Origin of the sequence: uncultured Pseudoflavonifractor sp. (genome assembly GCF_944387275.1) — a bacterium.
In the GTDB taxonomy this organism is placed as follows: Bacteria; Bacillota; Clostridia; order Oscillospirales; family Oscillospiraceae; genus Pseudoflavonifractor; species Pseudoflavonifractor intestinihominis.
In genome coordinates, this window is the sequence record NZ_CALXEG010000007.1 from 1 (window position 1) to 25,682 (window position 25,682).

The 25,682-nt window shown below is 63.9% G+C and carries 16 protein-coding genes; 5 read left to right on the forward strand and 11 right to left on the reverse strand.

The window, feature by feature from the left end; genetic code table 11:
• From tuf to rpoB, 7 genes are all read right to left on the reverse strand, one after another.
• Nucleotides 1-1,033 (reverse strand): elongation factor Tu (gene tuf / locus Q0K23_RS03025; protein ID WP_294517711.1); only part of this gene is annotated, 1,033 nt, incomplete at its 3' end.
• 163 nt (nucleotides 1,034-1,196) lie between these two features.
• Nucleotides 1,197-3,305 carry an elongation factor G gene (fusA, locus tag Q0K23_RS03030; protein WP_294517715.1) on the reverse strand — a complete coding sequence of 703 codons (2,109 nt, stop codon included), beginning with the start codon at nucleotides 3,303-3,305 and terminating at the stop codon, nucleotides 1,197-1,199.
• Nucleotides 3,306-3,317: 12 nt separating this feature from the next.
• On the reverse strand, nucleotides 3,318-3,788 hold the full coding sequence (gene rpsG, locus Q0K23_RS03035; protein WP_294517717.1) for a 30S ribosomal protein S7: 471 nt from the start codon (nucleotides 3,786-3,788) through the stop codon (nucleotides 3,318-3,320).
• Nucleotides 3,789-3,989: 201 nt separating this feature from the next.
• The gene (gene rpsL / locus Q0K23_RS03040; RefSeq protein WP_294517719.1) at nucleotides 3,990-4,424 is read right to left on the reverse strand and encodes a 30S ribosomal protein S12; all 435 of its coding nucleotides are present in this window, start codon (nucleotides 4,422-4,424) and stop codon (nucleotides 3,990-3,992) included.
• 71 nt (nucleotides 4,425-4,495) lie between these two features.
• A complete protein-coding gene (locus tag Q0K23_RS03045; protein ID WP_277215823.1) occupies nucleotides 4,496-4,738 on the reverse strand; it encodes a ribosomal L7Ae/L30e/S12e/Gadd45 family protein in 243 nt (80 codons plus the stop codon).
• Nucleotides 4,739-5,048: 310 nt separating this feature from the next.
• Nucleotides 5,049-8,798 (reverse strand): DNA-directed RNA polymerase subunit beta', encoded by a 3,750-nt coding sequence (gene rpoC / locus Q0K23_RS03050; RefSeq protein WP_294517725.1) that lies wholly within the window; start codon nucleotides 8,796-8,798, stop codon nucleotides 5,049-5,051.
• A 21-nt stretch (nucleotides 8,799-8,819) separates the two neighbouring features.
• Entirely contained in the window at nucleotides 8,820-12,536 is a 3,717-nt protein-coding gene (gene rpoB / locus Q0K23_RS03055) for a DNA-directed RNA polymerase subunit beta (RefSeq protein ID WP_294517842.1), read from the reverse strand.
• Nucleotides 12,537-13,002: 466 nt separating this feature from the next.
• Here rpoB and Q0K23_RS03060 point away from each other — a divergent pair, with 466 nt between their 5' ends.
• The 3 genes from Q0K23_RS03060 to Q0K23_RS03070 all read left to right on the forward strand — a co-directional run bounded on the left by Q0K23_RS03060 (nucleotide 13,003) and on the right by Q0K23_RS03070 (nucleotide 16,444).
• A complete protein-coding gene (locus tag Q0K23_RS03060; protein WP_294517727.1) occupies nucleotides 13,003-13,527 on the forward strand; it encodes an RNA polymerase sigma factor in 525 nt (174 codons plus the stop codon).
• Nucleotides 13,524-14,921 (forward strand): hypothetical protein, encoded by a 1,398-nt coding sequence (locus Q0K23_RS03065; protein ID WP_294517729.1) that lies wholly within the window; start codon nucleotides 13,524-13,526, stop codon nucleotides 14,919-14,921. The genes Q0K23_RS03060 and Q0K23_RS03065 overlap by 4 nt, the downstream gene beginning before the upstream one ends.
• A 140-nt stretch (nucleotides 14,922-15,061) precedes the next feature.
• Nucleotides 15,062-16,444 carry a conjugal transfer protein TraL gene (locus Q0K23_RS03070; protein ID WP_294517732.1) on the forward strand — a complete coding sequence of 461 codons (1,383 nt, stop codon included), beginning with the start codon at nucleotides 15,062-15,064 and terminating at the stop codon, nucleotides 16,442-16,444.
• 3 nt (nucleotides 16,445-16,447) lie between these two features.
• Here Q0K23_RS03070 and Q0K23_RS03075 read toward each other — a convergent pair whose 3' ends face one another.
• Nucleotides 16,448-16,882 (reverse strand): DUF3842 family protein, encoded by a 435-nt coding sequence (locus Q0K23_RS03075; RefSeq protein WP_294517735.1) that lies wholly within the window; start codon nucleotides 16,880-16,882, stop codon nucleotides 16,448-16,450.
• Nucleotides 16,883-17,105: 223 nt separating this feature from the next.
• Between Q0K23_RS03075 and Q0K23_RS03080 the strand changes: the two genes are divergently transcribed.
• Both Q0K23_RS03080 and Q0K23_RS03085 read left to right on the forward strand, forming a co-directional pair.
• Nucleotides 17,106-17,396 (forward strand): hypothetical protein, encoded by a 291-nt coding sequence (locus tag Q0K23_RS03080; protein ID WP_294517737.1) that lies wholly within the window; start codon nucleotides 17,106-17,108, stop codon nucleotides 17,394-17,396.
• 79 nt (nucleotides 17,397-17,475) lie between these two features.
• Nucleotides 17,476-18,387 (forward strand): SH3 domain-containing C40 family peptidase, encoded by a 912-nt coding sequence (locus Q0K23_RS03085; RefSeq protein ID WP_294517740.1) that lies wholly within the window; start codon nucleotides 17,476-17,478, stop codon nucleotides 18,385-18,387.
• Nucleotides 18,388-18,468: 81 nt separating this feature from the next.
• Here Q0K23_RS03085 and Q0K23_RS03090 read toward each other — a convergent pair whose 3' ends face one another.
• From Q0K23_RS03090 to Q0K23_RS03100, 3 genes are all read right to left on the reverse strand, one after another.
• Entirely contained in the window at nucleotides 18,469-18,837 is a 369-nt protein-coding gene (locus Q0K23_RS03090; RefSeq protein WP_294517742.1) for a serine proteinase, read from the reverse strand.
• A gap of 799 nt (nucleotides 18,838-19,636) precedes the next feature.
• Nucleotides 19,637-22,327 (reverse strand): translation factor GTPase family protein, encoded by a 2,691-nt coding sequence (locus tag Q0K23_RS03095; RefSeq protein WP_294517743.1) that lies wholly within the window; start codon nucleotides 22,325-22,327, stop codon nucleotides 19,637-19,639.
• A 203-nt stretch (nucleotides 22,328-22,530) separates the two neighbouring features.
• Entirely contained in the window at nucleotides 22,531-25,626 is a 3,096-nt protein-coding gene (locus tag Q0K23_RS03100; RefSeq protein ID WP_294517745.1) for a glycoside hydrolase family 3 N-terminal domain-containing protein, read from the reverse strand.
• Nucleotides 25,627-25,682 lie beyond the last annotated feature (56 nt).

Below are 25,682 nucleotides of genomic sequence, written 5' to 3' on the forward strand. Positions count from 1 at the left end.
TCACGTCGGTGGTACGGAAGTAGAACTGAGGACGATAGTTGTTGAAGAAGGGGGTGTGACGGCCGCCCTCGTCCTTGGTCAGGACGTAAACCTGGCCCTTGAACTTGGTGTGGGGGTGAATGGAGCCGGGCTTGCACAGCACCTGGCCGCGCTCGATGTCGGTCTTGGCGATACCACGGAGCAGGCAGCCCACGTTGTCGCCGGCCTCGACGTAGTCCAGAGTCTTGCGGAACATCTCCATGGAGGTGACGACGGTGGACTTCTTCTCGTCGGTCAGACCAACGATCTCGACGGTCTCGCCGGCCTTCAGGATACCACGCTCCACACGGCCGGTAGCAACGGTACCACGGCCGGAGATGGTGAACACGTCCTCGACGGGCATCAGGAAGGGCAGAGAGTCATCGCGGGGAGGAGTGGGGATGAAGGTATCGACAGCGTCCATCAGCTCCTTGATGCAGGCATACTCGGGAGCGTTGGGATCGGTGGACTCGGACACCAGGGCGTTCAGAGCGGAGCCCTTGATGATGGGGGTGTCGTCGCCGGGGAACTCGTACTTGTCGAGGGTCTCACGGACCTCCATCTCGACCAGCTCCAGCAGCTCGGGATCGTCAACCTGATCGCACTTGTTCAGGAAGACCACGATGGCGGGCACGCCCACCTGACGGGCCAGCAGCAGGTGCTCCTTGGTCTGAGCCATGGGGCCGTCGGTGGCGGCGATGACCAGGATGGCGCCGTCCATCTGAGCAGCACCGGTGATCATGTTCTTGATATAGTCGGCGTGGCCCGGGCAGTCAACGTGAGCATAGTGACGGGCGTCAGTCTGATACTCAACGTGGGCGGTGTTGATGGTGATGCCGCGCTCCTTCTCCTCGGGGGCCTTGTCGATGCTGGCGTAGTCCTCGAACTCGGCCTGGCCCTTCAGAGCCAGATACTTGGTGATAGCGGCGGTCAGGGTAGTCTTGCCGTGGTCAACGTGGCCGATGGTGCCAATGTTGACATGGGGCTTAGTACGCTCAAATTTTGCCTTAGCCATGTTTGGATATCCTCCTTAATTACATGTTAACATGTTTGATGTTTTACATGAATGCGTAGATATTGTATAGCATTGACGGAGAAATTGCAATACTTTCTTCCGCATCCGCAAAAACTCATCCCGCAGGCCCCTCCGGAGAGGGGCCCTTGGGCTGTTTCGCTGCTTAGTCGGCGTTGTTCCGGCCGCGCTCGGCGATGATCTTCTCGGCGATGTTCTTGGGGATCTCCACGTAGCTGTGGGGCTCCATGGAGTACTGGCCGCGGCCCTGAGTGCGGGAACGCAGGTCAGTGGCGTAGCCGAACATCTCGCTCAGGGGCACCAGAGCGTCGATGGCCTGAGCGCCGGGACGGGCTTCCATGCCCTGGATCTGGCCGCGGCGGGAGTTCAGGTCGCCGATAACGTCGCCCATATAGTCCTCGGGGACAATGACGTCCACCTTCATGATGGGCTCGAGGAGCACGGGGTTGGCCTTGCGGCAGGCCTCCTTGAAGGCCATGGAGCCGGCAATCTTAAAGGCCATCTCGGAGGAGTCGACCTCGTGATAGGAGCCGTCGTACAGGGTGACCTTCACGTCCTCAACGGGGTAGCCGGCCAGAACACCGGCCTGCATGGCGCCCTGGATACCGGCGTCAACCGCAGGGATATACTCCTTGGGGATGGCGCCGCCCACGATGGCGTTGACGAACTCGTAGCCCTTGCCGGACTCGTTGGGCTCCACGTGGATCTTGACGTGGCCGTACTGGCCCTTACCGCCGGACTGGCGGGCATACTTGGTGTCCTGATCCACAGCCTTGCGGATGGTCTCCTTGTAGGCGACCTGGGGCGCGCCCACGTTGGCCTCCACCTTGTACTCGCGGAGCAGACGGTCCACGATGATCTCCAGATGGAGCTCGCCCATGCCGGCGATGATGGTCTGACCAGTCTCCTCGTCGGTGTAGGTCTTGAAGGTGGGGTCCTCCTCAGCCAGCTTGGCGAGGGCGATGCCCATCTTCTCCTGGCCGGCCTTGGTCTTGGGCTCGATGGCCACGCGGATAACGGGGTCGGGGAACTCCATGGACTCCAGAATGATGGGAGCCTTCTCGTCGCAGAGGGTATCACCGGTGGTGGTGTTCTTCAGGCCGATGACGGCGGCGATGTCGCCGGAGTACACGGTCTCGATGTCCTCACGGTGATTGGCGTGCATCTGCAGGATACGGCCGATGCGCTCCTTCTGCTTCTTGGTGGAGTTGAGCACCGCGGTACCGGTGTTCAGGGTGCCGGAGTAGACACGGATGAAGGACAGACGGCCCACAAAGGGATCGGTGGCGATCTTGAAGGCCAGAGCGGCGAAGGGGCCGTCGTCGGTGGAGTGACGGTCCTCCTCCTCGTCGGTTTCGGGATTGATGCCCTTGATAGCGGGGATATCCACAGGAGAGGGCATGTAGTCCACGATGGCGTCCAGCAGCTTCTGCACGCCCTTGTTACGGTAAGAGGTACCGCAGGTGACGGGCACGACCTTGTTGTCGATGGTGCCCTGACGGAGCACCTTGCGGATCAGGTCCTGAGGAATGGGCTGCTCCTCCAGAGCCAGCTCCATGATCTCGTCGCTCAGGTCCGCGCAGGCGTCGATCAGCTTGGTGCGGTACTCCTGGGCCAGCTCCATCATGTCCTCGGGAATGGGCTCCACGCGCATGTCCTTGCCCATCTCATCGTAGTAGATGTCAGCGTCCATCTCCACCAGATCGATGATGCCCTTGAAGGTATCCTCGCTGCCGATGGGGAGCTGAATGGGCACGGCGTTGCACTTGAGGCGGTCGTGGATCATGTGCAGCACGTTGTAGAAATCGGCGCCCATGATGTCCATCTTGTTGACGTAGATCATGCGGGGGACCTTGTAGTGGTCCGCCTGGCGCCAAACGGTCTCGGACTGGGGCTCGACGCCGCCCTTGGCGCACATGACGGTCACAGAGCCGTCCAGCACGCGCAGGGAGCGCTCCACCTCGACGGTGAAGTCCACGTGGCCCGGGGTATCAATGATGTTGATACGGGTCTGGGGGAACTGGTTCTTGGTTCCCTTCCAGTAGCAGGTGGTGGCGGCGGAGGTGATGGTGATGCCGCGCTCCTGCTCCTGAGCCATCCAGTCCATGGTGGCGGTACCGTCGTGGGTCTCGCCGATCTTGTAGTTGACGCCGGTATAGTAGAGGATACGCTCGGTGGTGGTAGTCTTGCCCGCGTCGATGTGGGCCATGATACCAATGTTCCGGGTATTCTCCAGGCTAACTTTTCTAGGCATACTTTAACTCCTTTACCAGCGGTAGTGAGCGAACGCCTTGTTGGACTCGGCCATCTTGTGGGTATCCTCGCGCTTCTTGACGGCGGAACCCAGGTTGTTGGCGGCGTCCATGATCTCGCCGGCCAGACGCTCCTTCATGGTCTTCTCGCTGCGGGCGCGGGAGTAAGTGGTGAGCCAACGCAGACCCAGGGTCTGACGGCGCTCGGGACGGACCTCGATGGGCACCTGGTAGGTGGCGCCGCCCACACGGCGGGCCTTGACCTCCAGGGAAGGCATGATGTTCTCGATAGCGGCGGTGAACACATCCAGGGGCTCCTTGCCGGTCTTCTCCTTGATGATGTCAAACGCCCCGTAGACCACCTTCTGGGCCACGCCCTTCTTGCCGTCCAGCATGATGCTGTTGACCAGCTTGGTAACCAGTACGGAGTTATACAGCGGGTCGGGCAGAACCTCCCGCTTGGGTACGTTTCCTCTTCTGGGCACTTTGCTTCCCTCCTTCATAGTATGATTTCATAGGTACTCGAAGGCGCTCATACGCCCCCGTGTAAGACAAGTGCCTGCTTGTCCAGTGCCCTGCGGGAAACGCCCCTATATATAAGGAAGCGCTTCTGCAAGGACAACTGCCTTGCGCTCTGTGCGCATTGTGTCATTTCAGTGTTGCTGGGGTAAGTTGCGGTGCGTGAATTACTTCTTCGCGCCGCCCTTGCCGACCTTGGGCCGCTTGGCGCCGTACTTGGAACGGCCCTGCATACGGCCATTGACGCCCTGGGTGTCCAGAGTGCCGCGGATGATGTGGTAACGAACGCCGGGCAGGTCCTTGACACGGCCGCCGCGGATCATGACCACAGAGTGCTCCTGCAGGTTGTGGCCCACACCGGGGATATAGGCGGTGACCTCGTAACCGTTGGTCAGCTTCACACGGGCGATCTTACGAAGAGCCGAGTTAGGCTTCTTGGGGGTGGAGGTACGCACTGCGGTGCACACGCCGCGCTTCTGAGGAGAAGGCAGGTCGGTCTCGCGGTTGGTCAGGGTGTTCAGGCCATGCTGCATAGCGGGAGAAGTGGACTTGTAGGTCACCTTCTCGCGGCCCTTACGGACGAGCTGGTTAAACGTAGGCATGGTTTTCCTCCTTTCTTAGACGATGATAGAATATATTTTAACAGAATAACCGTGAGATTATTCCGCTAAAATCAATGGACCAGAGCCGCCACAGCGCTCCCCACGGCGATGCCGCAGGCGGCGCCCAGCTCCTTCATGGCGGGGACATGCTCCACGGCAATCCCCTTCTCCCGGCAGAGCTCCTCTACCGGTTCGGTCACGCGGGGGTCGGCATCCTCTGCCAGAAAGACGCGCACCGCTCTCCCGTCCCCAATTGCCCGCTTTGTCTGCTTGACGCCGGCCACCTTGGGGCCATTTTTCAGCTCCGAGAGCATCTGTACGCCTCCTTCTTCCCGTTTTTCCGCGCAAAAAACAGCGCATTGACACGCTTGGCGCAGACATACCTGCGCAATTTGAGATTATAGCATAGGTGCGTTGGATAGTCAAGCACAAAAATACCGGAAAACACAGTATTTTTGCGGTTTTCTTCCCTTTCGGGCACTGATAACAATTTTGTGGTAAAAAGCTGCCGCTTCTTCTGTTGAAAACGCACAGCGGAGCTCCCCTCCCCTGCCCGGCAGGGACAGAAAAAACCCTCCGCCGCCTCTGGGAGGCGGCGGAGGGCTGTATTTCTGCCGGATTTGCTTAGTAGCTGGAGCGCATGAGCTCCTGGGTGGCGTGGACCGCGGAGGCGGACTCGGCCTGAGCCTCCTCCTGCTTGTCGTACTTGCGGTAAGCGGCCAGGCCGGAACCGGCGGGGATCAGCTTACCGATGATGACGTTCTCCTTCAGGCCCAGCAGGTGGTCCACCTTGCCCTTGATGGCGGCCTCGGTCAGGACCTTGGTGGTCTCCTGGAAGGAGGCGGCGGACAAGAAGGACTCGGTGGCCAGAGAGGCCTTGGTGATACCCATCAGCAGACGGGTGCAGGTGGGCAGGCGCAGCTCCATGCCGTCGTTGGTCTCGCCGGCGGTGATGCGGTCCTGGACCGCCTTGTAGGCGTCCTTGAACTCGATGATGTCCACGGTGGAGCCGGACAGCAGGTCGGAGTCGCCGGCATCCTCCACACGGACCTTGCGCATCATCTGGCGGCAGATGACCTCGATGTGCTTGTCGTTGATATCAACGCCCTGCTGGCGGTAGGGCTTCTGCACTTCCTGGATGAGGTAGTCGTACACCGCGTGGATGCCCCGGATGCGGATGACGTCCTGGGGATAGAGGGCGCCGTCGGTGAGGGCGTCGCCCTTCTTCACGGTGTCGCCGTCCTTCACGCGGATGCCCGCGGAGTTGGGGATGGCGTAGGTGACCACCTCGCCGTCGTCGGCGGTGATGGTGACGTTGAGCAGAGTGGCGCGCTTGGCCTCCTCGATGGACACCCGGCCGGAGATCTCGGCCAGCTGGGCCATCTTCTTGGGACGGCGGGCCTCGAACAGCTCCTCAACACGGGGAAGACCCTGGGTGATATCGCCGCCGGCAACGCCGCCGGTGTGGAAGGTACGCATGGTCAGCTGGGTGCCGGGCTCGCCGATGGACTGGGCGGCGATGATACCCACCGCCTCACCGGCGCCCACAGGCTCGCCGATGGCCAGGTTGATGCCGTAGCACTTGGAGCACACGCCGCTGCGGGCCTCGCAGGTGAGCACGGAGCGGATCTTGGCCTGGTGGATGCCGTGGGCCTCCAGCAGCTTGGCGTGGTCGGCGGTCATCATGGTGTGGTGGTCGATGAGCACCTCACCGGTGACGGGATCGCAGATGTCCTCCACGGGATAGCGGCCCTTCAGGCGCTCGCCGAAGGTCTCGATGACCTGGCCGTTCTCCGAGATCTCGGAGACGATGATGCCGTCGTGGGTGCCGCAGTCCTCCTCGCGGATGATGACCTCCTGGGACACGTCCACCAGACGGCGGGTCAGGTAACCCGAGTCGGCGGTACGCAGAGCGGTATCGGCCATGCCCTTCCGGGCGCCTCGGGAGGAGATGAAGTACTCCAGCACGGACAGGCCCTCACGGAAGTTGGACTTGATGGGGATCTCGATGGTGCGGCCGGAGGTGTCGGCCATCAGGCCGCGCATGCCGGCCAGCTGACGGATCTGGGCGGAGCTACCACGGGCGCCGGAGTCGGCCATCATCCAGATGGGGTTGTACCGGTCCAGACAGGCCATCAGGGCGTCGGTCACGTCCTTGGTGGTCTTCTCCCAGGCCTCCACCACCAGGCGGTACCGCTCGTCGTTGGTCAGGAAGCCGCGCTTGTACTGGCGGTCGATCTTCACGATCTCCTTCTCGGTGGCGGCGATGAGGCCCTGCTTCTCCTCGGGCAGGGTCATGTCGTAGATGGAGACGGTCAGGGCGCCGCGGGTGGAGAACTTGTAGCCCCGGGCCTTGATGGTGTCCAGCACGCCGGCGGAGTAGTTGAAGCCGTACTTGGTGATGCACTTGTCGATGATCTTGCCCAGCTGCTTCTTGCCGGTGACGAAGTTGATCTCCGGGTCGAACATGGTCTCGGGATCGGTGCGGTCCACGAAGCCCAGGTCCTGGGGGATGCCCTCGTTGAAGATCAGGCGGCCCACGGTGGTGCGGACCAGCTTGGTCTTGGTCTCGCCGTCCACCTCGCGGCTGCGGCGGACCAGGATGGGCACATGGAGCTCCAGCTCGCCCTCGTCGTAGGCCAGGCGGGCCTCGATGTCGCTGCCGAAGGCGTGGAGCACCTCACGGGGCAGCTCGCCGTCGGGGGTCTCGGCGCAGATGCCGGCATAGGTGGGGATGTCGTCCAGCTTGCCGGGGTTCTTGACCCAGACAGAGTCGTCGGCCTGGATGGCGCCCTCGGCCAGGGCGGCCTTGACGGCGGCCACATCCTCATAGGTCTCGCCGGCGGTGTGCTCGGGGTACTTCTCGTAGGTCAGGTAGTAGGAACCCAGCACCATATCCTGAGTGGGCACGGTGACGGGGCCGCCGTCCTGGGGACGGAGCAGGTTGTTGGCGGAGAGCATCAGCAGCCGGGCCTCGGTCTGGGCCTCGGAAGACAGAGGCACGTGGACGGCCATCTGGTCGCCGTCGAAGTCGGCGTTGAAGGCAGTACACACCAGGGGGTGCAGCTTGATGGCGCGGCCCTCCACCAGCACGGGCTCAAAGGCCTGGATGCCCAGACGGTGCAGCGTAGGCGCACGGTTGAGCATGACGGGGTGCTCCTTGATGACGAACTCCAGGGCGTCCCACACCTCGGCCTTGCCCTTGTCCACCATCTTCTTGGCGGACTTGATGTTGTTGGCCAGGCCGTCCTCCACCAGCTTCTTCATGACGAAGGGGCGGAACAGCTCGATGGCCATCTCCTTGGGCAGGCCGCACTGGTAGATCTTCAGCTCGGGGCCAACCACGATAACGGAACGGCCGGAGTAGTCAACACGCTTGCCCAGCAGGTTCTGACGGAAACGGCCCTGCTTGCCCTTGAGCATGTCGCTCAGGGACTTGAGCGCCCGGTTGTTGGCGCCGGTGACGGCGCGGCCCCGGCGGCCGTTGTCGATGAGGGCGTCCACCGCCTCCTGGAGCATCCGCTTCTCGTTGCGCACGATGATGTCGGGCGCGTTGAGCTGGATGAGGCGCTTGAGGCGGTTGTTGCGGTTGATGACCCGGCGGTACAGGTCGTTCAGGTCGGAGGTGGCGAAGCGGCCGCCGTCCAGCTGCACCATGGGGCGCAGCTCGGGGGGAATGACGGGCAGCACGTCGATGATCATCCACTCGGGCTTGTTGCCGGAGAGGCGGAAGGCGTCCACCACCTCCAGGCGCTTGACGATGCGGGCCTTCTTCTGGCCGGAGGCGTCCTTCAGCTCGGCGCGCAGCTGCTCGGACAGCTCCTCCAGGTTGATGTCCTGGAGCAGCTTCTTCACGGCCTCGGCGCCCATGCCGGCCTCAAAGTCGTCCTCGTACTTCTCCCGCATGTCGCGGTACTCCTTCTCGGAGAGGATCTGGTTCTTGGCCAGAGGGGAGAAGCCGGGGTCGGTGACGATATAGCTGGCGAAGTAGAGCACCTTCTCCAGGATACGGGGGCTGATGTCCAGCAGCAGGCCCATCCGGGAGGGAATGCCCTTGAAGTACCAGATGTGGGACACAGGGGCGGCCAGCTCGATGTGGCCCATGCGCTCACGGCGCACCTTGGCCCGGGTGACCTCCACGCCGCAGCGGTCGCAGATCTTGCCCTTGTAGCGGATCTTCTTGTACTTGCCGCAGTGGCACTCCCAGTCCTTGGTGGGGCCAAAGATGCGCTCGCAGAACAGGCCGTCCCGCTCGGGCTTGAGCGTGCGGTAGTTGATGGTCTCCGGCTTCTTGACCTCGCCGTAGGACCACTCGCGGATCTGCTCCGGGGAGGCGATGCCAATGCGGATGGCGTCAAACTCAGCGTAACTCATAACTCTGTCGTCCTCCCTTTCTTATTCCTCGTCGCCGTCATCGGACAGGAAGTCCACGTCGCCGCCGTCGGAAAAATCATCGTCCTCGTCGGCGTCAGCAACGGCCAGATCGTCGTCGTCGCTGCCCTCCTTGAGGGTATAGCCAGCAGCCTGGAACTCGGCCTCGCCGCCCTGGTCGTAGCCAAAGCCGAAGTCGTCGTCGTGGCTGTGGTCGGGGGTGTAGTTGTCCTCGTCGTCGTCCTTGAGCTCGATCTCCTGGCCCTCGGCGTCCAGGACCTTGATGTCCAGGCACAGGGCCTGCAGCTCCTTGACCAGAACCTTGAAGGACTCGGGCACACCGGGCTTGGGCACGTTGTGGCCCTTGACAATGGCCTCGTAGGTGCGGACACGGCCGGTGGTATCGTCGGACTTGACGGTGAGGATCTCCTGGAGGGTGTAGGCGGCGCCGTAGGCCTCCAGAGCCCACACCTCCATCTCGCCGAAGCGCTGGCCGCCGAACTGGGCCTTGCCGCCCAGAGGCTGCTGGGTGACCAGGGAGTAGGGGCCGGTGGAACGGGCGTGGATCTTATCGTCCACCAGGTGGTGCAGCTTGAGGAAGTAGACGTAGCCCACGGTGACCCGGTTGTCGAACCGCTCGCCGGTACGGCCGTCGTACAGCCAGCTCTTGCCGTCGGGGCTCAGGCCGGCCAGCTGAAGGGTCTCGGCGATGTCCTTCTCGTCGGCGCCGTTGAAGATGGGGGTGGCCACCTTCCAGCCCAGGGTCTTGGCGGCGTAGCCAAGGTGGACCTCCAGCACCTGTCCGATGTTCATACGGGAAGGCACGCCCAGGGGGTTCAGCACGATGTCCAGGGGGGTGCCGTCGGGCAGGAAGGGCATATCCTCCTGGGGCAGGATGCGGGACACGACACCCTTGTTGCCGTGACGGCCGGCCATCTTGTCGCCCACGGAGATCTTACGCTTCTGGGCGATATACACGCGGACCACCTGGTTGACGCCGGGGGACAGCTCGTCGCCGCCCTCGCGGGTGAACACCTTCACGTCCACGATGATGCCGCTCTCGCCGTGGGGCACCTTCAGGGAGGTGTCGCGGACCTCGCGGGCCTTCTCGCCGAAGATGGCCCGGAGCAGACGCTCCTCGGCGGTCAGGTCGGTCTCGCCCTTGGGGGTGACCTTGCCCACCAGGATGTCGCCGGAGCGGACCTCGGCGCCCACGCGGATGATGCCGCGCTCGTCCAGATCCTTCAGGGCGTCCTCGCCCACGTTGGGGATGTCCCGGGTGATCTCCTCGGGGCCCAGCTTGGTGTCCCGGCTCTCGGTCTCGTACTCCTCAATATGAATAGAGGTAAAGACGTCGTCCTTCACCATGCGCTCGTTGAGCAGGATGGCGTCCTCGTAGTTGTAGCCTTCCCAGGTCATGAAGCCCATGAGGATGTTCTTGCCCAGGGCGATCTCGCCGTTGGAGGTGGAGGGGCCGTCGGCGATGACCTCCCCCTTCTCCACCCGCTGGCCCGCGTTGACGATAGGGCGCTGGTTGATGCAGGTGGTGTGGTTGGAGCGCATGAACTTGGTCAGCTTGTAGTCCACCACCCGGCCGCTGTCATAGCGGACGGTGATGTACTGGGCGGAGACCTTCAGGATCTCGCCGTCCTCCTCGGCCAGAATGGCCACGCCGGAGTCGATGCAGTTCTTGTGCTCCTGGCCGGTGGCCACGATGGGGGCCTCGGGACGCAGCAGAGGCACGGCCTGACGCTGCATGTTGGCGCCCATCAGAGCACGGTTGGCGTCGTCGTTCTCCAGGAAGGGGATCTGGGCGGTAGCGATGGAGAACATCATCTGGGGAGAGACGTCGATATAGTCCACCTGGTCCCGGTCCACCTCGATGATCTCGTTGCGGTGGCGGCAGGTGATACGGTCGTTGAGCAGGCGCTTGTTCTCGTCCACGGGCTCGGTGGCCTGGGCGATGATGAACTGGTCCTCAATGTCGGCGGTCATGTACTCCACCTGGTCGGTGAGGCAGCCGGTGGCCTTGTCCACCTTGCGGTAGGGGGCCTCGATGAAGCCGTACCGGTTGATGCGGGCGTAGGCGGCCAGGTAGGAGATCAGGCCGATGTTGGGACCTTCGGGGGTCTCGATGGGGCACAGGCGGCCGTAGTGGGAGTAGTGGACGTCTCGCACGTCGAAGGAGGCCCGGTCACGGGACAGGCCGCCGGGGCCCAGAGCGGACATACGGCGCTTGTGGGTCAGCTCGGCCAGGGGGTTGGTCTGGTCCATGAACTGGCTCAGGGGGGAGGAGCCGAAGAACTCCTTGATGGCGGCGGTGACGGGGCGGATGTTGATCAGGCTCTGGGGGGTGACGATGTCCAGGTCCTGGATGGTCATGCGCTCCCGGATGACCCGCTCCATGCGGCTGAAGCCGATGCGGAACTGGTTCTGCAGCAGCTCGCCCACGCAGCGCAGGCGGCGGTTGCCCAGGTGGTCGATGTCGTCGGCAGTGCCGGCGCCGTTGGCCAGGCAGTTGAGGTAGTTGATGGAGGCCATCATGTCGTCCACGATGATGTGCTTGGGCACCAGGTCGTCCACGTGGTCGGCCACGGCCTCCTTCAGCTCCTCGCCGGAGTACTGGTTCATCAGCTCCTGGAGCACGGAGAACCGCACCCGCTCGGTGATGCCGCACTCAGCGGGATCGAAGTCCACGAACTTGGACATGTCCACCATGTTGTTGGAGAACATCTTCACCAGGGTGCCGTTCTCCAGCTGGATGACGGCCTCGTTGACGCCGTGATCGTCCAGCTCGTGGGCCTTCTCCCGGCTGACCACCTCGCCGGCCTCGGCCAGCAGCTCGCCGGTCAGGGGGTCGGCGATGGGCAGAGCCAGCTTCTGGCCCACCAGCCGGTGCCACAGGGCCAGCTTCTTGTTGAACTTGTAGCGGCCCACGGAGGACAGGTCGTACCGGCGGGGGTCAAAGAACAGGGCGTTGAGCAGGCTCTCGGCGGAGTCCACCGTGGGGGGCTCGCCGGGACGGAGCTTGCGGTACACCTCCAGCAGGGCGTCCTCGTAGGTCTTGCAGGCGTCCTTCTCCAGGGTGGCCACGATGCGGGGGTCCTCGCCGAACATGTCGATGATCTCCGCGTCGGTCCGGGGGCCCACCGCCCGGATGAAGCAGGTGATGGGCAGCTTGCGGTTCTTGTCGATGCGGACATAGAACACGTCGCTCAGGTCGGTCTCATACTCCAGCCAGGCGCCCCGGTAGGGGATCACGGTGGTGGCGTAGGTCACGTTGCCGGCCTTGTCCTCGGTGCGGGCGTAGTACACGCCGGGGGAACGGACGATCTGGGAGACGATCACGCGCTCAGCGCCGTTGATGACAAAGGAACCGGAGTCGGTCATCAGGGGGAAGTCGCCCATGAAGATCTCCTGTTCCTTGATCTCCTCGGTCTCCTTGTTGCGCAGGCGGACCCGCACCTTGATGGGGGCGGCGTACGTGGCGTCCCGCGCCTTGCACTCCTCGATGTTGTACTTGGGCGGCTCGTCCATGGAGTAATCAATAAAGGAGAGCTCCAGGTTGCCCGCGTAGTCGGTGATGGAGGCCACGTCCTTGAACACCTCGCGGAGACCCTTGTCCAGGAACCACTGGTAGGAGTTCTTCTGAACCTCCAGCAGGTTGGGCATGCTCAGGATTTCCTCGTGACGGGCGTAGCTCTTGCGCAGGGTCTTGCCGTAGTACACGTCCTTGACCATCATCGTAGAAATAACACCTCGTTTTCTGATACTGCCGCGATTTTTCGCCTGTTTCCGCAGGCCAAAAACCGCTTTCTCTGTCCTCTTCTTCGTCAAATCCTACAAAGGGATACGCCGCAGGCACTTTGATACGCCCGCATGCGTTGAAGCGATATTTAGGTTTCCTATTGCGCTTTTCTCATCTCCGTGGTAAACTGTATCCAAGCTGGGAGAGAATCGGAACAGACCTTTCCCGGAAATAAGAGCATTTAAGTATACCATGGATATCTGTACGAGTCAATCCCCTTTGCAGGCGAAATCTGGAGAAATCCAGATTTTTATTTTGCCTTCCCGCCAGTTCTGAACGGTTCGCCCCCATCCGGGCGGGCCGTTTTCTTTTTTCGCCCCGCTGTCACAAAACCGCCTTTTCCGCCGTTATCATGGGTGAAGCCGGTCTTCAGCATGACACAGTGAAAGGAGGGACACCATGGACGAACAGCAGCTTCAGGCCGCCTTTTCCGCCGGAGACGAGGCCGCCCTCTCCGCCGCCATCGACCGGTACGGGCAGCCGCTGCTCCGCTACTGCCACCACATCCTCTGCGACTACCACGAGGCCCAGGACGCGGTGCAGGACACCTTTTTCAAAGCCTGGCGCTACCGGGAACGGCTCAAAGCCGCGCCCCTCCAGCCCTGGCTGTACCGCCTGGCCTACACCGCCTGCATCGACCAGATCCGGCGGCGGAAGCGGCAGCTCTTCGCGCCTCCGCCCACCTCCCGGTCCGATCCGGACTATATCGGCGAGGATCTGCGCCGGGCTCTGCTCACCCTCCGGCCGGAGGAGCGGGCCCTGGTCTTTGGCCGGGTCATGGAGGAGCAGCCCTTTGAGGTCCTGGCACAGCGGCACGGCATATCCGCCGCCACCGCCCGTCAGCGCTACCAGCGGGCCAAAAAGAAGCTGGCCAAGGCCCTGGCTCCATCCCATCCGCCCTGCGCAAAGGAGGATTGTCTATGAACCGAACCGCTGATGAACAGCTGATTTATGATGCGCTCTCCCAGGTGGTCACCCCTCCCTGCGAGATCGAGCCCGCCGTCCGCCTGCGGCTGGCCGCAGAGGGGGACCGCAGGCCCAGGGCCCTCCCCCGGCGCACCCTCCTGCTGGCCGCCGCCCTGGCCCTCTTTCTTATAATCGGCGCAGCAGCCGCCGGTGTATCCGGCCTGTGGCAGCACTTCTGGCCCGGCGCTGACATCCCATATCGCGCGGTCACCTCCCCCGGCGTCAGCCAGACCGCCGGAGACTACACCCTCACCCTGGAGGACGTGATGGCCGACGACAGCGGCATCATCCTGCTGCTGTCCCTCTCCCGGGCCGACGGCGGGCCCATCGATCCGGACGCCCGGCTCAGCGGCCACACCGTGCACGCCTCCCTTCTGGCCGACGGACAGTCCTTCGGCGGAGGCGGCATGGACAACCCCGTCCTCTCAGAGGACGGTACGGCCCTCTTCTTCTGCTGTCAGCTGGAGGACCACCGGCTCTCCGCCGGAGAGACGCTGTCCGGCAAGCAGCTCACCTTTACGGCAGACGGCGTGGCCATTCCGCTCTACTCCGACAACGCCCTGGGCTATCAGCCGGAGGAGGCTGTATCCCTGGCGCCCCTGGCAGAGCTGGATATCCCGGAATACGACGCCGGACAGGACGCCGCCGACCTGGCGCATACCTCCATCCCGCTGCCGCTGGACGAGAAATTCCCCCAGTACCGGATACTGGGCGCGGCGGTCACCGAAAACGGGCCGGGCATCCTCCTCAGCGGCGGCACAGCCCAGAGCGGCGACCTGGTGTGCGGCGGCGTGCTCCCGGAGGCGCTGGTGGACACCAGGACCGGCGAGACCTATTCCCTCTTTGGCGGCGACGGCGTCACCCTGTCCGACGGCACCAGAGGCGTATTTTACACCTTCCGGGACTGCCCACTTACCGCCGCCGACCTGCCCTGGCTGGAGTTGGTGATCTCCTACCAGATGGACAAGGTCCTGTCCGATGCCCCCTTCTCCCTCGCCTTTACCGCAGACCGAAGCGCCGCCCTGACGCTGGACATCCAAACCGCCGTGGACCTGAACGGCACAGCCCTCCAGCTCACCGGCCTGCGGCTCTCCGCCCTGGATGTCTCCTTTACCGCAGACAACGGCATCGGCGACCTGAGCACCCTCTCTGACCATGGTATCGCCCCGGTGCTCACCATGGCGGACGGCAGTCAGATTGCCACTGTGTGGCAGGGTGGCTCCGGCTCCACCAACGGCCCCTCCTCCGCCCACTTCCAGCCCGTGGGCGACGACGGAAACCGCATTTTCCCTGACACTGCGGACATCGTCGCTGTCTCCCTGGCCGGACAGACCGTCTGGACCGCGCCCTGACCCCATTTCCTGCGTTTGCGCCTCTCCCGCTCCGGGAGAGGCGTTTTTTTGCCCTGCCGCCCCCTTCGCCCGGTTTCCCGAGATTTTCTCCCCTTCCGATGGTAAGCTTATGGAAGATTCTTCCTGAAAGAAGGGGTTTTATGTCTGACACGCTCCGGCCCGCGCCCCGCACCTGCGGCGCCTGGCTGGCGATCCCCTGCGGGGCGGCGGGGGCCGCCCTGCTGATACTGGCCCTGGCCAAGGTCACAGGGCTGCAATACACCGGCGCCGCAGGGCGAGGGCTGGTCTTTCTGCTGATCCTTCTGCTGGCCGCCCTGGCGCTGGCCCTGCTGGCGTGGGAGGGCTGCGGCTGGCAGTTGTGCCTGCTCTGCCTGCTGCCCGTGGGAGCCGCCCTCTTCTACCGGGTGCTGTGCCTGGACTACTGCTCCTACGACTACTACGACTTCCTGGGCCCCTGGGCGGCCTATTTCCGCAATAACGGCGGCTTCGCCGCCCTGAAGGACAACATTGGGGACTACAACGTCCCCTACCTCTATTTTCTCGCCGCCCTCTCCTATTTCAATGTGCCCGACTTCTACCTCATCAAGCTCTTTTCCGTGCTCTTCGATGTGGCGCTCTCCTGGGGCGGCTTCCGGCTGTGCCGCCTGTTCTGCCCGGACGACAGCCCCCGGCCCGCCGCCGCCTTCTGCCTGCTCCTGCTGCTGCCCACCGTGGTGCTCAACGGCGCCTGCTGGTCCCAGTGCGATTCCATCTACGCCGCCCTCATCCTCCACGCCCTGGCCTGCGGCCTGGAGCGGCGGAGCGCCCCCTCCCTGGTGCTGGCGGGACTGGCCTTCTCCGTCAAGCTCCAGACCATTTTCCTCCTGCCCCTGTGGGCGGCCCTCTGGTTCACCGGCCGGGTCAGGACCAGAGACCTGCCCCTCTTCCCCGCCGCCTTTCTGGCCGCCGCCCTCCCCGCCCTGCTGGCGGGAAAGCCCCTGCCCGACATCCTAATGGTCTATGTGGGCCAGACGAAGGCCTATTCCGCCCTCGCCCTCAACGCCCCCTCGGTCTACGCCCTGCTGCCGGGAAATCTTCCGGCGGGCGCGTCCCTTCCGGGCATCGCCGCCGCCGGGCTGCTGACGGCCGGGGTGCTGTTGGCCCTCTTTCTCCGCCGGCAGCGGGTCACCGGCCGGGCCCTGCTGGCGGCCGGCGTTGTGCTGGCCATCGGGATCCCCTTTCTCCTCCCCCACATGCACGACCGGTACTTCTTCCTGGCCGACGTCCTCACCCTGCTCTGGGCCTGCACCGACAGACGGCGCATCCCCCTTGCGGCCCTGGTGCAGATCGCCTCTCTGGGGGCCTACTACGCCTACCTGAAGCTGGAGTACGCCTTTCCCATGGCTCTGGGCGCTCTCCTGATGCTCGCCGCCCTGCTGGGCGCCGTCTGGGGGCGGTTCCGGTCCCTGCGCCCCCCGCCGGAGGAGCCCCGGAACACGCAGAAACGCCCCCGCCTGCACAGCAGACAGGGGCGCGCCAGATGATGCTTACTCCCGGGTCAGCCGGTCCAGCTCCTCGCCCACCAGCTCCATGGCCCGGTCCAGGCACTGGGTCACCGTCCCGGGCTCCGCCGCCACCCGGATATGGCAGCGCTCCATGGGGACCAGGATCTTCACCGCCTCGCTCTCCCCGATGGCCAGGGCCATGGCCGGGGTGATCTCCCCCAGCAGGCCGTTGGCGGCCAGCACGGTGACCACCCCCAGGATCATCTGGGCCTTGCCCGCGTTGACCACGATGGCGTTCTCACCGGTGGCGCCGTCGTCGGCCCCTGCCTTCAGCATGCGGGCAGTCGCCCCGGAATTGGTCCCCAGGGCGCGGACATGGAGCCAGGGCCAGCTCTTCTTCAGCTTCTCCACCAGGCTCTTCCCGATTCCGCCCCCCAGCCCGTCCACTACGGCTACAATAATATCTTCCCGTCTCAATTCCTACCAACTCCGTTCGTTATCTCTTTTTCAACACATCTCCGCCATTTTAGCGCAGAGCTTCCGGAATTGCAAACAATTTTTACGAAAAAATCCCTTCGTCATTTTGATTGACATAATAATTCTCCTGGCAGGATTTTCTGCCGGAAAAAGTTTGACACAGCGACTACAATGTGTTACAATTTGGTTACAGTTTGATTTTACTTGTTACAAGGAGGGCCTCATGGCTGAAGAAAAGATTCCTCTGGTTTATAAAGGTCACCCGCTCCGCCGCAAGGACAACCTGATCTACTACGGCAGCATGGCGGATAAATACATCATCATGATGCAGATTCTGGACACCAAGAAGGTGGACGACCTGGACGTGGCCTCCCGCGTGTCCGTGCAGCTGCAGCTCACCGACCCCGACCTGAAGAGCCGGGACCGGGTGGTGAAGAAGACCGAGAAAGACAGCCTGTACAACGCCATGGACGTGGCTTCCGTCTGGCTGGAGCGCAGCCTCTCTTCCAAGTAAGAGGCGCTGTCCCCGCAACCGTACGAAAGAAAAACCTCCGGCGAAAGCCGGACCGAATCTGTTATGGAGGATGATACCAATGATACCTGCCGGAAAGTTCCTGCGCGTCGCAGTTCTCGGCGCAGCCCTCTCCGCCATCACCGTCGCCGGCGCTTCCGCCGCCAGCGTGGGTGTGGGCACCGTCACCGCCGACGCCCTCCGCCTTCGCGAGAGCGCCAGCACCGACTCCACCATCCTGGCTACCGCCCCCAGCGGCGACACCGTCGTCGTCCTGGCCGACGCGGGCAACGGCTGGTACAAGGTGGACTACAACTCCATCGAGGGCTATATGTCCGGGGAATATCTCAACGTGCAGGCAACTGCCGATGTGAAGATCGGCTACGGCAAGGTGTCCGCCGGCGGCTCCACGCTGAACATGCGCAGCGGTCCCGGCACCAGCTACGACCGGGTGGCCACCCTCAACGACGGCACTGTGGTGGACATCGTGGGCATCGACAACGGCTGGTATAAGGTTACATATAACGGCACCACCGGCTATGTCAGCAGCGACTACATGGTTACCGTGAAGGACTCCGCCGGTTCCCGCGGCGACGGCACTTCCGTCGCCTCCACCTCCAGCCTGGGCCAGCAGATCGTCGACTACGCCCAGAACTTCCTGGGCTGCGCCTATGTGTGGGGCGGCAACGGCCCCACCTCCTTTGACTGCTCCGGCTTCACCAAGTATGTGTACGCCCACTTCGGCTACACCCTGAACCGCACCGCCACCGACCAGCTGGCCAACGGCGTGGCCGTGACCAAGGACCAGCTCCAGCCCGGCGACCTGGTGTTCTTCAACAGCGGCTACACCTCCAAGCCCGTGTCCCACGTGGGTATCTACATCGGCAACGGCAAGTTCATCCACGCCTCCACCAACGCCTACATGGTCCAGATCGACGACCTGTCCAGCGGCTACTACTCCCGCGTGTATGTCTACGGCCGCCACATCATCTGAGCCCCGCTTTTCAGACCTCCATACATAACAGAACAAAAGAGCGCCGCTGTCCTGACCGGACAGCGGCGCTTTTTCCTGTCTTTAGCGTGTTTCGTCCTGGCCGTCCCCGCCAAAGGGCTCCTCAGGGGGGATATTGGTGTACATGGGCGGCTCCTCCGTGTCCTCCAGGTTGCCCTCCGCCTTCAGCTCGGCGATGCGGCTCTTGTTCTCCTCAATGGTCACCTTGGAGGCGGTGATCTTCTCGCACAGCGCCACATAGGCCGCCTCAGGGGCCATGCCGCGCTCGGCGTAGTACAGCTTGCCGATCTCAATGTAGGCCTTTTTGATCGCGTCCTCCTCGGCGGAGTTGGCCAGGTTCAGCTTGGCGATCTCGGCCAGCTGCCGGGACTTGGCCACGCCCGCCCGGCCCAGATCCATCGCTTTATCCCTCAGTTCATCAAAAAATGCCATAGGAAACGACCTCCTTATGTCTTTCCAACGTCTTCATCCGATTCAACAGGACGCTTCTTCGGAATCTGGACTTATTTTAACCTCTTTTCTCCGCCCGCGCAATAGCTCATAATATGATTTAAGGCTTTTTTAATCCCCCATTCAGAAACCATTCTCTGCCGCACCGCCCGCCCGGTGACCGCATATCCTGGGAATGGAGGTTATGCTTATGTATCATCAGAAAGGTTTCTGCGGCGCGGGCGGCTCCATTCCCGCCGAGGCGCTGTATCCCGATTGTTCCTGTCCCTCCTGTCCTCCTCCCTGCCAGACTGTACGGATCTGTCCCATTCCCGGACCCACCGGCGCCACTGGCCCCGCCGGCATGACCGGCGCCACCGGGCCCATGGGCCCCATGGGGACGCAGGGCCCCACCGGCACAACTGGCGCGACTGGTCCTACCGGCCCTTCCGGCGCAACCGGCCCCACTGGTCCCACCGGTCCTTCCGGCGCAACCGGCCCCACTGGCCCCACCGGCCCTTCCGGCGCGACTGGTCCCACTGGTCCTACCGGTCCTTCCGGCGCAACTGGCGCGACTGGTCCTACCGGGCCTTCCGGCGCGACCGGTCCCACTGGTCCTACCGGAACCCTGACGCCCGGCGCAGCTGTGGCAAATGTATCCACCAATGCCAGTCTGCCGGTGCTGATCCAATCCTACAACAGCCTGCTGGCCTCCCTGCGGTCGGCCGGCGTCATCGCCAGCTCGTAATACACAGGCACCCCGGGGTGTTTCCACTCCGGGGTGCCTCTCTCTGTCCATCCTTCAATTTTTCTGTTTCTTTGCCCTCTCCATGGCGGCGCGGACCGGTTTGGACTTCTCCTGCCGGTTGTTCCGGGACAGGATGTCGGAGATCTGGCCCTCCGCCTGCTCCACCTCCGCCTTGAAGATGCGGGCGGAGACCCGGAGGGCGCCGTGGCCCAGGATGATGAGCTGCTCGGCGCTGTCCGAGGTGGCCACCCGCACGTGGTGGTGCTTGCCCAGCTCATAGGTGGCCCGCTCGATGTAGGCGTCGGCAGTCTCCGCCTCCTTGGTGTAGACCACGTAGATGTTGTGGTATTTGCTCACATCCCCCGTGTTGCGGGGCACCTTGTAGGCGTCAAAGACCAGAATCACCACGCACTTGCGGAACCCCTGGTAGTTGCTCAGGATGTCCATCAGCAGCTGTCGGGCGGCGTCCAGGCTGGTGCGGGCCACCGCCTTCAGCTCGTCCCAGGCGAAGATGATGTTGTACCCGTCCACCAGCAGGTACTCCGGGTCGGAGTCCCGCAGCGCCACCTCCCGCCGCTCGGGCAGCTCGGCGTGCTTCTTGCGGACAGGCTCCTGGGGAAGAAAATCCCGCCGCTTGATGGGGCCGTAGGTCCGCTCAAAGATGGCCTGGAGCTCCTTGTCCTGGGCCACGCCGTCGGAATAGGAGGTGCCGGGACGGTACACCGGCGCGTCCTCCTCCGGCTCCTCCTCCTGGCCGCCAAGGCGCAGGCCGCTGTCCACGTGCATGTGCTCCCGCACCTCGTTCCACTTGACCACCACCCCCGCGCCGTGGGAACAGAACACCGAGTCCGCCGGGTTCTCCGTGTCCCGCTCGCACTGGTAGCCGATGGCCGCCACCACCTCGTCCTGGTTGTGGCAGGGCTGGTAGCCCTTCAGGGTGCAGAAGAGCCGCCCCCGGCCCTTGGTGTAGGACATGACCTCGGCGGCGTAATCCCGCAGGCCCGCCACCGGCGCGGAGCCGGTGAGCACCGTCTCCTCCCCCAGGGTCTCCGGGGTGTCCGTCTCGCCGCCCATCCGCTGCAAATCGGTCATGGCACGGCCCACGCACTCGGGGGGGATCTCCAGCCGGAAGCTGTACCAGGGCTCCAGCAGGATGCTCTTGGCCTGCATCAGGCCCTGCCGCACGGCCCGGTAGGTGGCCTGGCGGAAGTCGCCGCCCTCGGTGTGCTTCACGTGGGCCCGCCCCGCCACCAGGGTGATGCGCATATCGGTGATGGGCGAGCCGGTGAGCACGCCCAGGTGCTGCTTTTCCTCCAGATGGGTGAGGATGAGCCGCTGCCAGTTCCGGTCCAGCATGTCCTCCCCGCAGGCAGAGGCGAAGTGGAGGCCGCTGCCCCGCTCCCCCGGCTCCAGCAGGAGGTGGACCTCCGCGTAGTGCCGCAGGGGCTCGAAGTGGCCCACCCCCTCCACCGGCTCGGCGATGGTCTCCCGGTAGACGATGCTGCCCGCGTCAAAGGTGACGTCCAGCCCGAACCGCTCCCCAATGAGCCGCCGGAGCACCTCCAGCTGGACCTCCCCCATGAGCTGGATGTGGATCTCCCGCAGCTGCTCGTTCCAGACGATGTGGAGCTGGGGGTCCTCCTCGGCCAGCTCCCCCAGCTTGAGGAGGGCGGTGTGGGGGTCGCAGCCCTCGGGCAGCACCACCCGGTAGGTGAGCACCGGCTCCAGCACCGGCGTCTCCCCCTCCGCCTCCCAGCCCAGGCCCTCGCCGGGCACGGTACGGCTCAGGCCGGTGACGGCGCACACCGTCCCCGCCGGGGCCTCGTCCACGGTGGTGAATTTGGCGCCGGAGTAGATGCGGATCTGGTCCGCCTTCTCCTCCCACACCTTCTCCTCCGCCAGGGCGGCCCGGCGGTTGGTGAGCAGGGCCTTCACCTTCAGGCTGCCCCCCGTCACCTTCAGATAGGTCAGCCGGTTGCCCTGAGGGTCCCGGGCGATCTTATAGACCCGGGCGCCGAACTCGGGGGGGTAGTCCGGGCTGGTGCCGTATTTGCTCAGGCCGTCGAGCAGCTCCTCCACCCCCTCCAGCCGCAGGGCGGAGCCGAAGTAGCAGGGGAACAGCTTCCGCGCCCGGATAAGGGCGGCGATGTCCTCCTCCGCCACCTCTCCGGTCTCCAGGTAGCGCTCCAGCACGTCCTCGCCGCACACGGCCACGTTCTCCAGCCAGCTGTCCCTGTCCTGTCCGGGCCCGAAGTCCACACAGCCCTCGTCCAGCCGGGCCTTCAGCCCGGAGAGCAGGGTGTCTCTGTCAGCCCCCGCCAGGTCCATCTTGTTGACAAAGAGGAACACCGGCACGCCGTACCGCTCCAGCAGCCGCCAGAGGGTCATGGTGTGGCCCTGGACGCCGTCGGTGCCGCTGATGACCAGGATGGCGCAGTCCAGCACCTGGAGGGTGCGCTCCATCTCGGCGGAGAAGTCCACGTGTCCCGGGGTGTCCAGCAGGGTGATGGCCATGTCCTCCAGAGGCAGCACCGCCTGCTTGGAGAAGATGGTGATGCCCCGCTCCCGCTCCAGGGCGTAGGTGTCCAGGAAGGCGTCCTTGTGGTCCACCCGCCCCAAGCGCTTCAGACAGCCGCAGGTGTAGAGCAGCCCCTCGGACAGGGTGGTCTTGCCCGCGTCCACGTGGGCAAACAGGCCTGTACAGAGCCTTCTCTTCCCTTTTGATTCTTCCGCCTGTCGGCCCATAAAAAACCGCCTCTCACGGAGACACCGTCTCCGTTGTTTTCAGAATATGGCCGGGCAGGGACTGCCCGGCACGCACCATTATAGCACAAGCGCCGCCCCCAGTCGAGACGCCCTTCCCCTCTTTGACAGACAGAGCGCCCGGAGTCGGGAATTCCCGGCTCCGGGCGCTCTGCTGCGGAAGATTCGATTTACTCGGGCAGCCTTCAGGCGGCCTTCTTCTCCTTCTTCCAGCGGCGCACGATGGCTACCACGCCCCAGATGATGAGGGCCGCGGCCACCACGTTCTCCACGATGAGGATGATGTAGTAATTGGCGAAGGGCAGCGCCTCCACGGCCACGCCGTGGACGATGCCGTTCATGGCGTTGGAGTTGACGGTGGTGTAGAGGATGTGCTTGATGGCCTGGCGGGCGAAGTACTGGGTGGCGGGATTGGTCGGATCCATGGGCGCGTCCACCTCGAAGCCGGTCAGCTTCAGGTCGCCGCCGGCCCGGATGCACTGCTCGGTGTCCATGACGCCGCCGCCGTCGTAGTCGGTGATGACCGTGCCGTCAAAGCCCCACTCGTTGCGCAGCACGCCGGTGAGCAGGTTGTAGTCGCCGCCCGACCAGGTGCAGCCCACCCGGTTGAAGGAGGACATGACCGCCATGACGCAGGGGATCTCCGCCTCGGTCTGGGTGAAGGAGCCGGTGTCCTCGTCGTACTGCTGGACCATGATGGTGGTCATGGGCCGCTCCTCGATGCAGGTCTGGAAGGGCTTGAGGTAGATCTCCCGGATGGCCTGCTCGTTGGCAAAGGTGGCCACGTGGCTGCGGTGGTCCTCCTGGTCGTTGAGGGCGAAGTGCTTGATGTAGGCGTACACGCCCTTCTCGGCGCAGGCGCTGGCGGCCTGGAGGGCCAGCTCGCCGGACATGAAGCCGTCCTCGGAGTAGTACTCAAAGTTACGGCCGGCAAAGGGGGTGCGGTGGATGTTCATGGCAGGGGCGTACCAGCCGGAGATGATGCCGATGTAGGTGTGGTTGCCCCAGTTGCCGTCGGCGGCCAGGGCGTCCTCGCCCACATAGTAGCCGTGGAGATAGGAGTTCTCCCGGTCCCAGCTGGCGGCCAGGTTGGTGGCGCAGGGATAGGTGATGGAGTAGGGCTCGTGGGTGATGCCGCCCTCATTCAGGCCGGAGGGGCCGTCGTAGTCGATGGCTCTGGGCTTGCCCATGTTGACGGACATCAGGGTCTGATAGCCGCCGTTGCGGATGATGGTCTCCAGCTCGCTGACGTCCATCTGATTGATGAGGGCGTCCCAGCCGCCCTCGGCCTCCACCTCGTCAAAGTCTCTGCCCCGGAAGTCGATGAGCTCCAGGTCCCCGTCCTGGCCGTACACACCGGCCATGGAGGCGGCCTCCTCCTCGGTCATGGGGTTGAGGGAGGCGCTGGCGCCCTTGGCCTTGAGGGCGTCCCGGATGGTGTCGGACACCTCCACCTCCCAGGTGTAGCCGTTCTTCTCGCTGTACTGGCTCTTTCTCTGGCTGTCCTGGTCGCCGTGGGTGGTGGGGAAGGTGCCCACCCAGTCCTGGCGGGTCAGGTACTGGTCTCTGGGGGTCAGCTCGTCGTAGCTGGCGTGGTCAAACTGGTTGGTCACCGTCACGCCCGTCAGGGAGACGGAGTAGGTCTTGTTGTCCACGCCGTTGTTGTCCAGGTAGGTATAGGTCCACTTGCCCACAAAATCCGGGTCGGGCGTTCCGAAGAGGCCGTCGGTCTCATGGCCGGCATAGGCCAGGAAGTTGTTGTTGGCGGCGTGGGCGTTGGGGGCGGCGGTCAGCAGGTAGTCGCCCGCCTCCAGGATGTAGGTCTTGGCGTTCACATCGTCGTAAGAGATGAAGTCCTTCTGGTTTACGGTGATGGTCACGGTCTCGGATGCGCCGGGCTCCAGGTCGCCGGTCTTCTCGAAGCCCACCAGGGCCACGGAGGCCTTTTCAATGTGGTTGGCCTTGTCGTACTCGGTGTAGGGGGCGTTGAGGTAGACCTGCACCACGTCCCGGCCGGTCACGTCGCCGGTGTTGGTGACGGTGACCTGGATCTGGATGTCGCCGTTGTCGTCCATGTCGCTCATGGTGAAGTCGGACCACTCAAAGGTGGTGTAGGACAGGCCGTAGCCGAAGGGGTACTGCACCACCTGGCCGTAGTCGTAGTCCCCGGCGTTGCCCTGCTCCAGCATCTTGTCAAAATAGCGGGTCTCATAGTACTTGTAGCCCACATAGATGCCCTCGTCGTAGAACACGCCGGCCTCCACGTCCTGGCCGTTGTTCACCAGCATCATGTCGCCCATGTTCTGCATGGCGGGAGAGGAGAAGGCGTCGTAGGCGAAGGTGTCCACCAGGTGGCCGGAGGGGGTGACGTTGCCGCTGAGCACGTCGGCGATGGAGCGGCAGGTGTCGCCGCCGGCGCCGGGGGCCCACAGGACGGCGGAGATGTTCTCGTAGTCCTTGACCCAGCCCAGCTCAAAGGCGTTGTTGGTGTTGACCACCAGGATCACGTTGTCGAAGTTGTCGTTGAGGTACTGGATCACGCCCAGCTCCACGGAGTCGGGCTCCAGGTAGTGCTTGTCCTTGTCCTCGGCGATGTCGGTCCAGTCGCCCATGTACCGGCCCAGGTCGCGGCCCTCGCCGCCGGTGCGGGCGATGAAGAAGACGGGCGTGGTGCCCACAGCCTCATCCTTGGCCTCCTGGGGGATGGCGGAGATGGGGGCCTCGTTGATGGACCAGTCCTCGGCGCCGCCATACATGATGGCGCCGCCGCCACGGGTGTAGGTGCTGTGGTTGTCGCTGTAGAACTTCCACAGGGACTCGTTGACCGAGAAGCCCTGCTCGGTGAGGGCGGTGCGCATGTCGCTGGAGATGGTGCTCACGCCCGAGCCGGTACCGCCGGCCAGCAGGTCCACGGAGGACGCGGAGAACAGGCTCAGCTTGGAGCCCGCCGCCACGGGCAGGCCCTTGCCGCTCTCCGTGTTGTTGTAGAGGAGCACGAAGCCCTCGGCGCCGGCCTTGCGGGTGTAGGCCTGCTCGGCGGCCTGGAGCTCGTCGGAGTCGGTGATGTCCCGGGTGTAGTACTCCGCGTCCACGCCCTCGGGCGCGCCGCCCGTCTTGAGCTGGGTCTCGCCAAAAATGTCCCGGAGCACCAGGTCAAACGAGGACGTGGTCACCACCGAGAGCACCACGGAGAAGGCCAGCAGCACGGCCAGCAGCGGGGTGACAATGGCGGTAAACGTCTTGGCGCTCAGCTTTTTCTTGTTTTTCTTTTCCTTTGCCACGAAAATTCCCTCCATAAGCTGTGGTTTACAAGATACTCAGGTCAATGGCCGCCTCC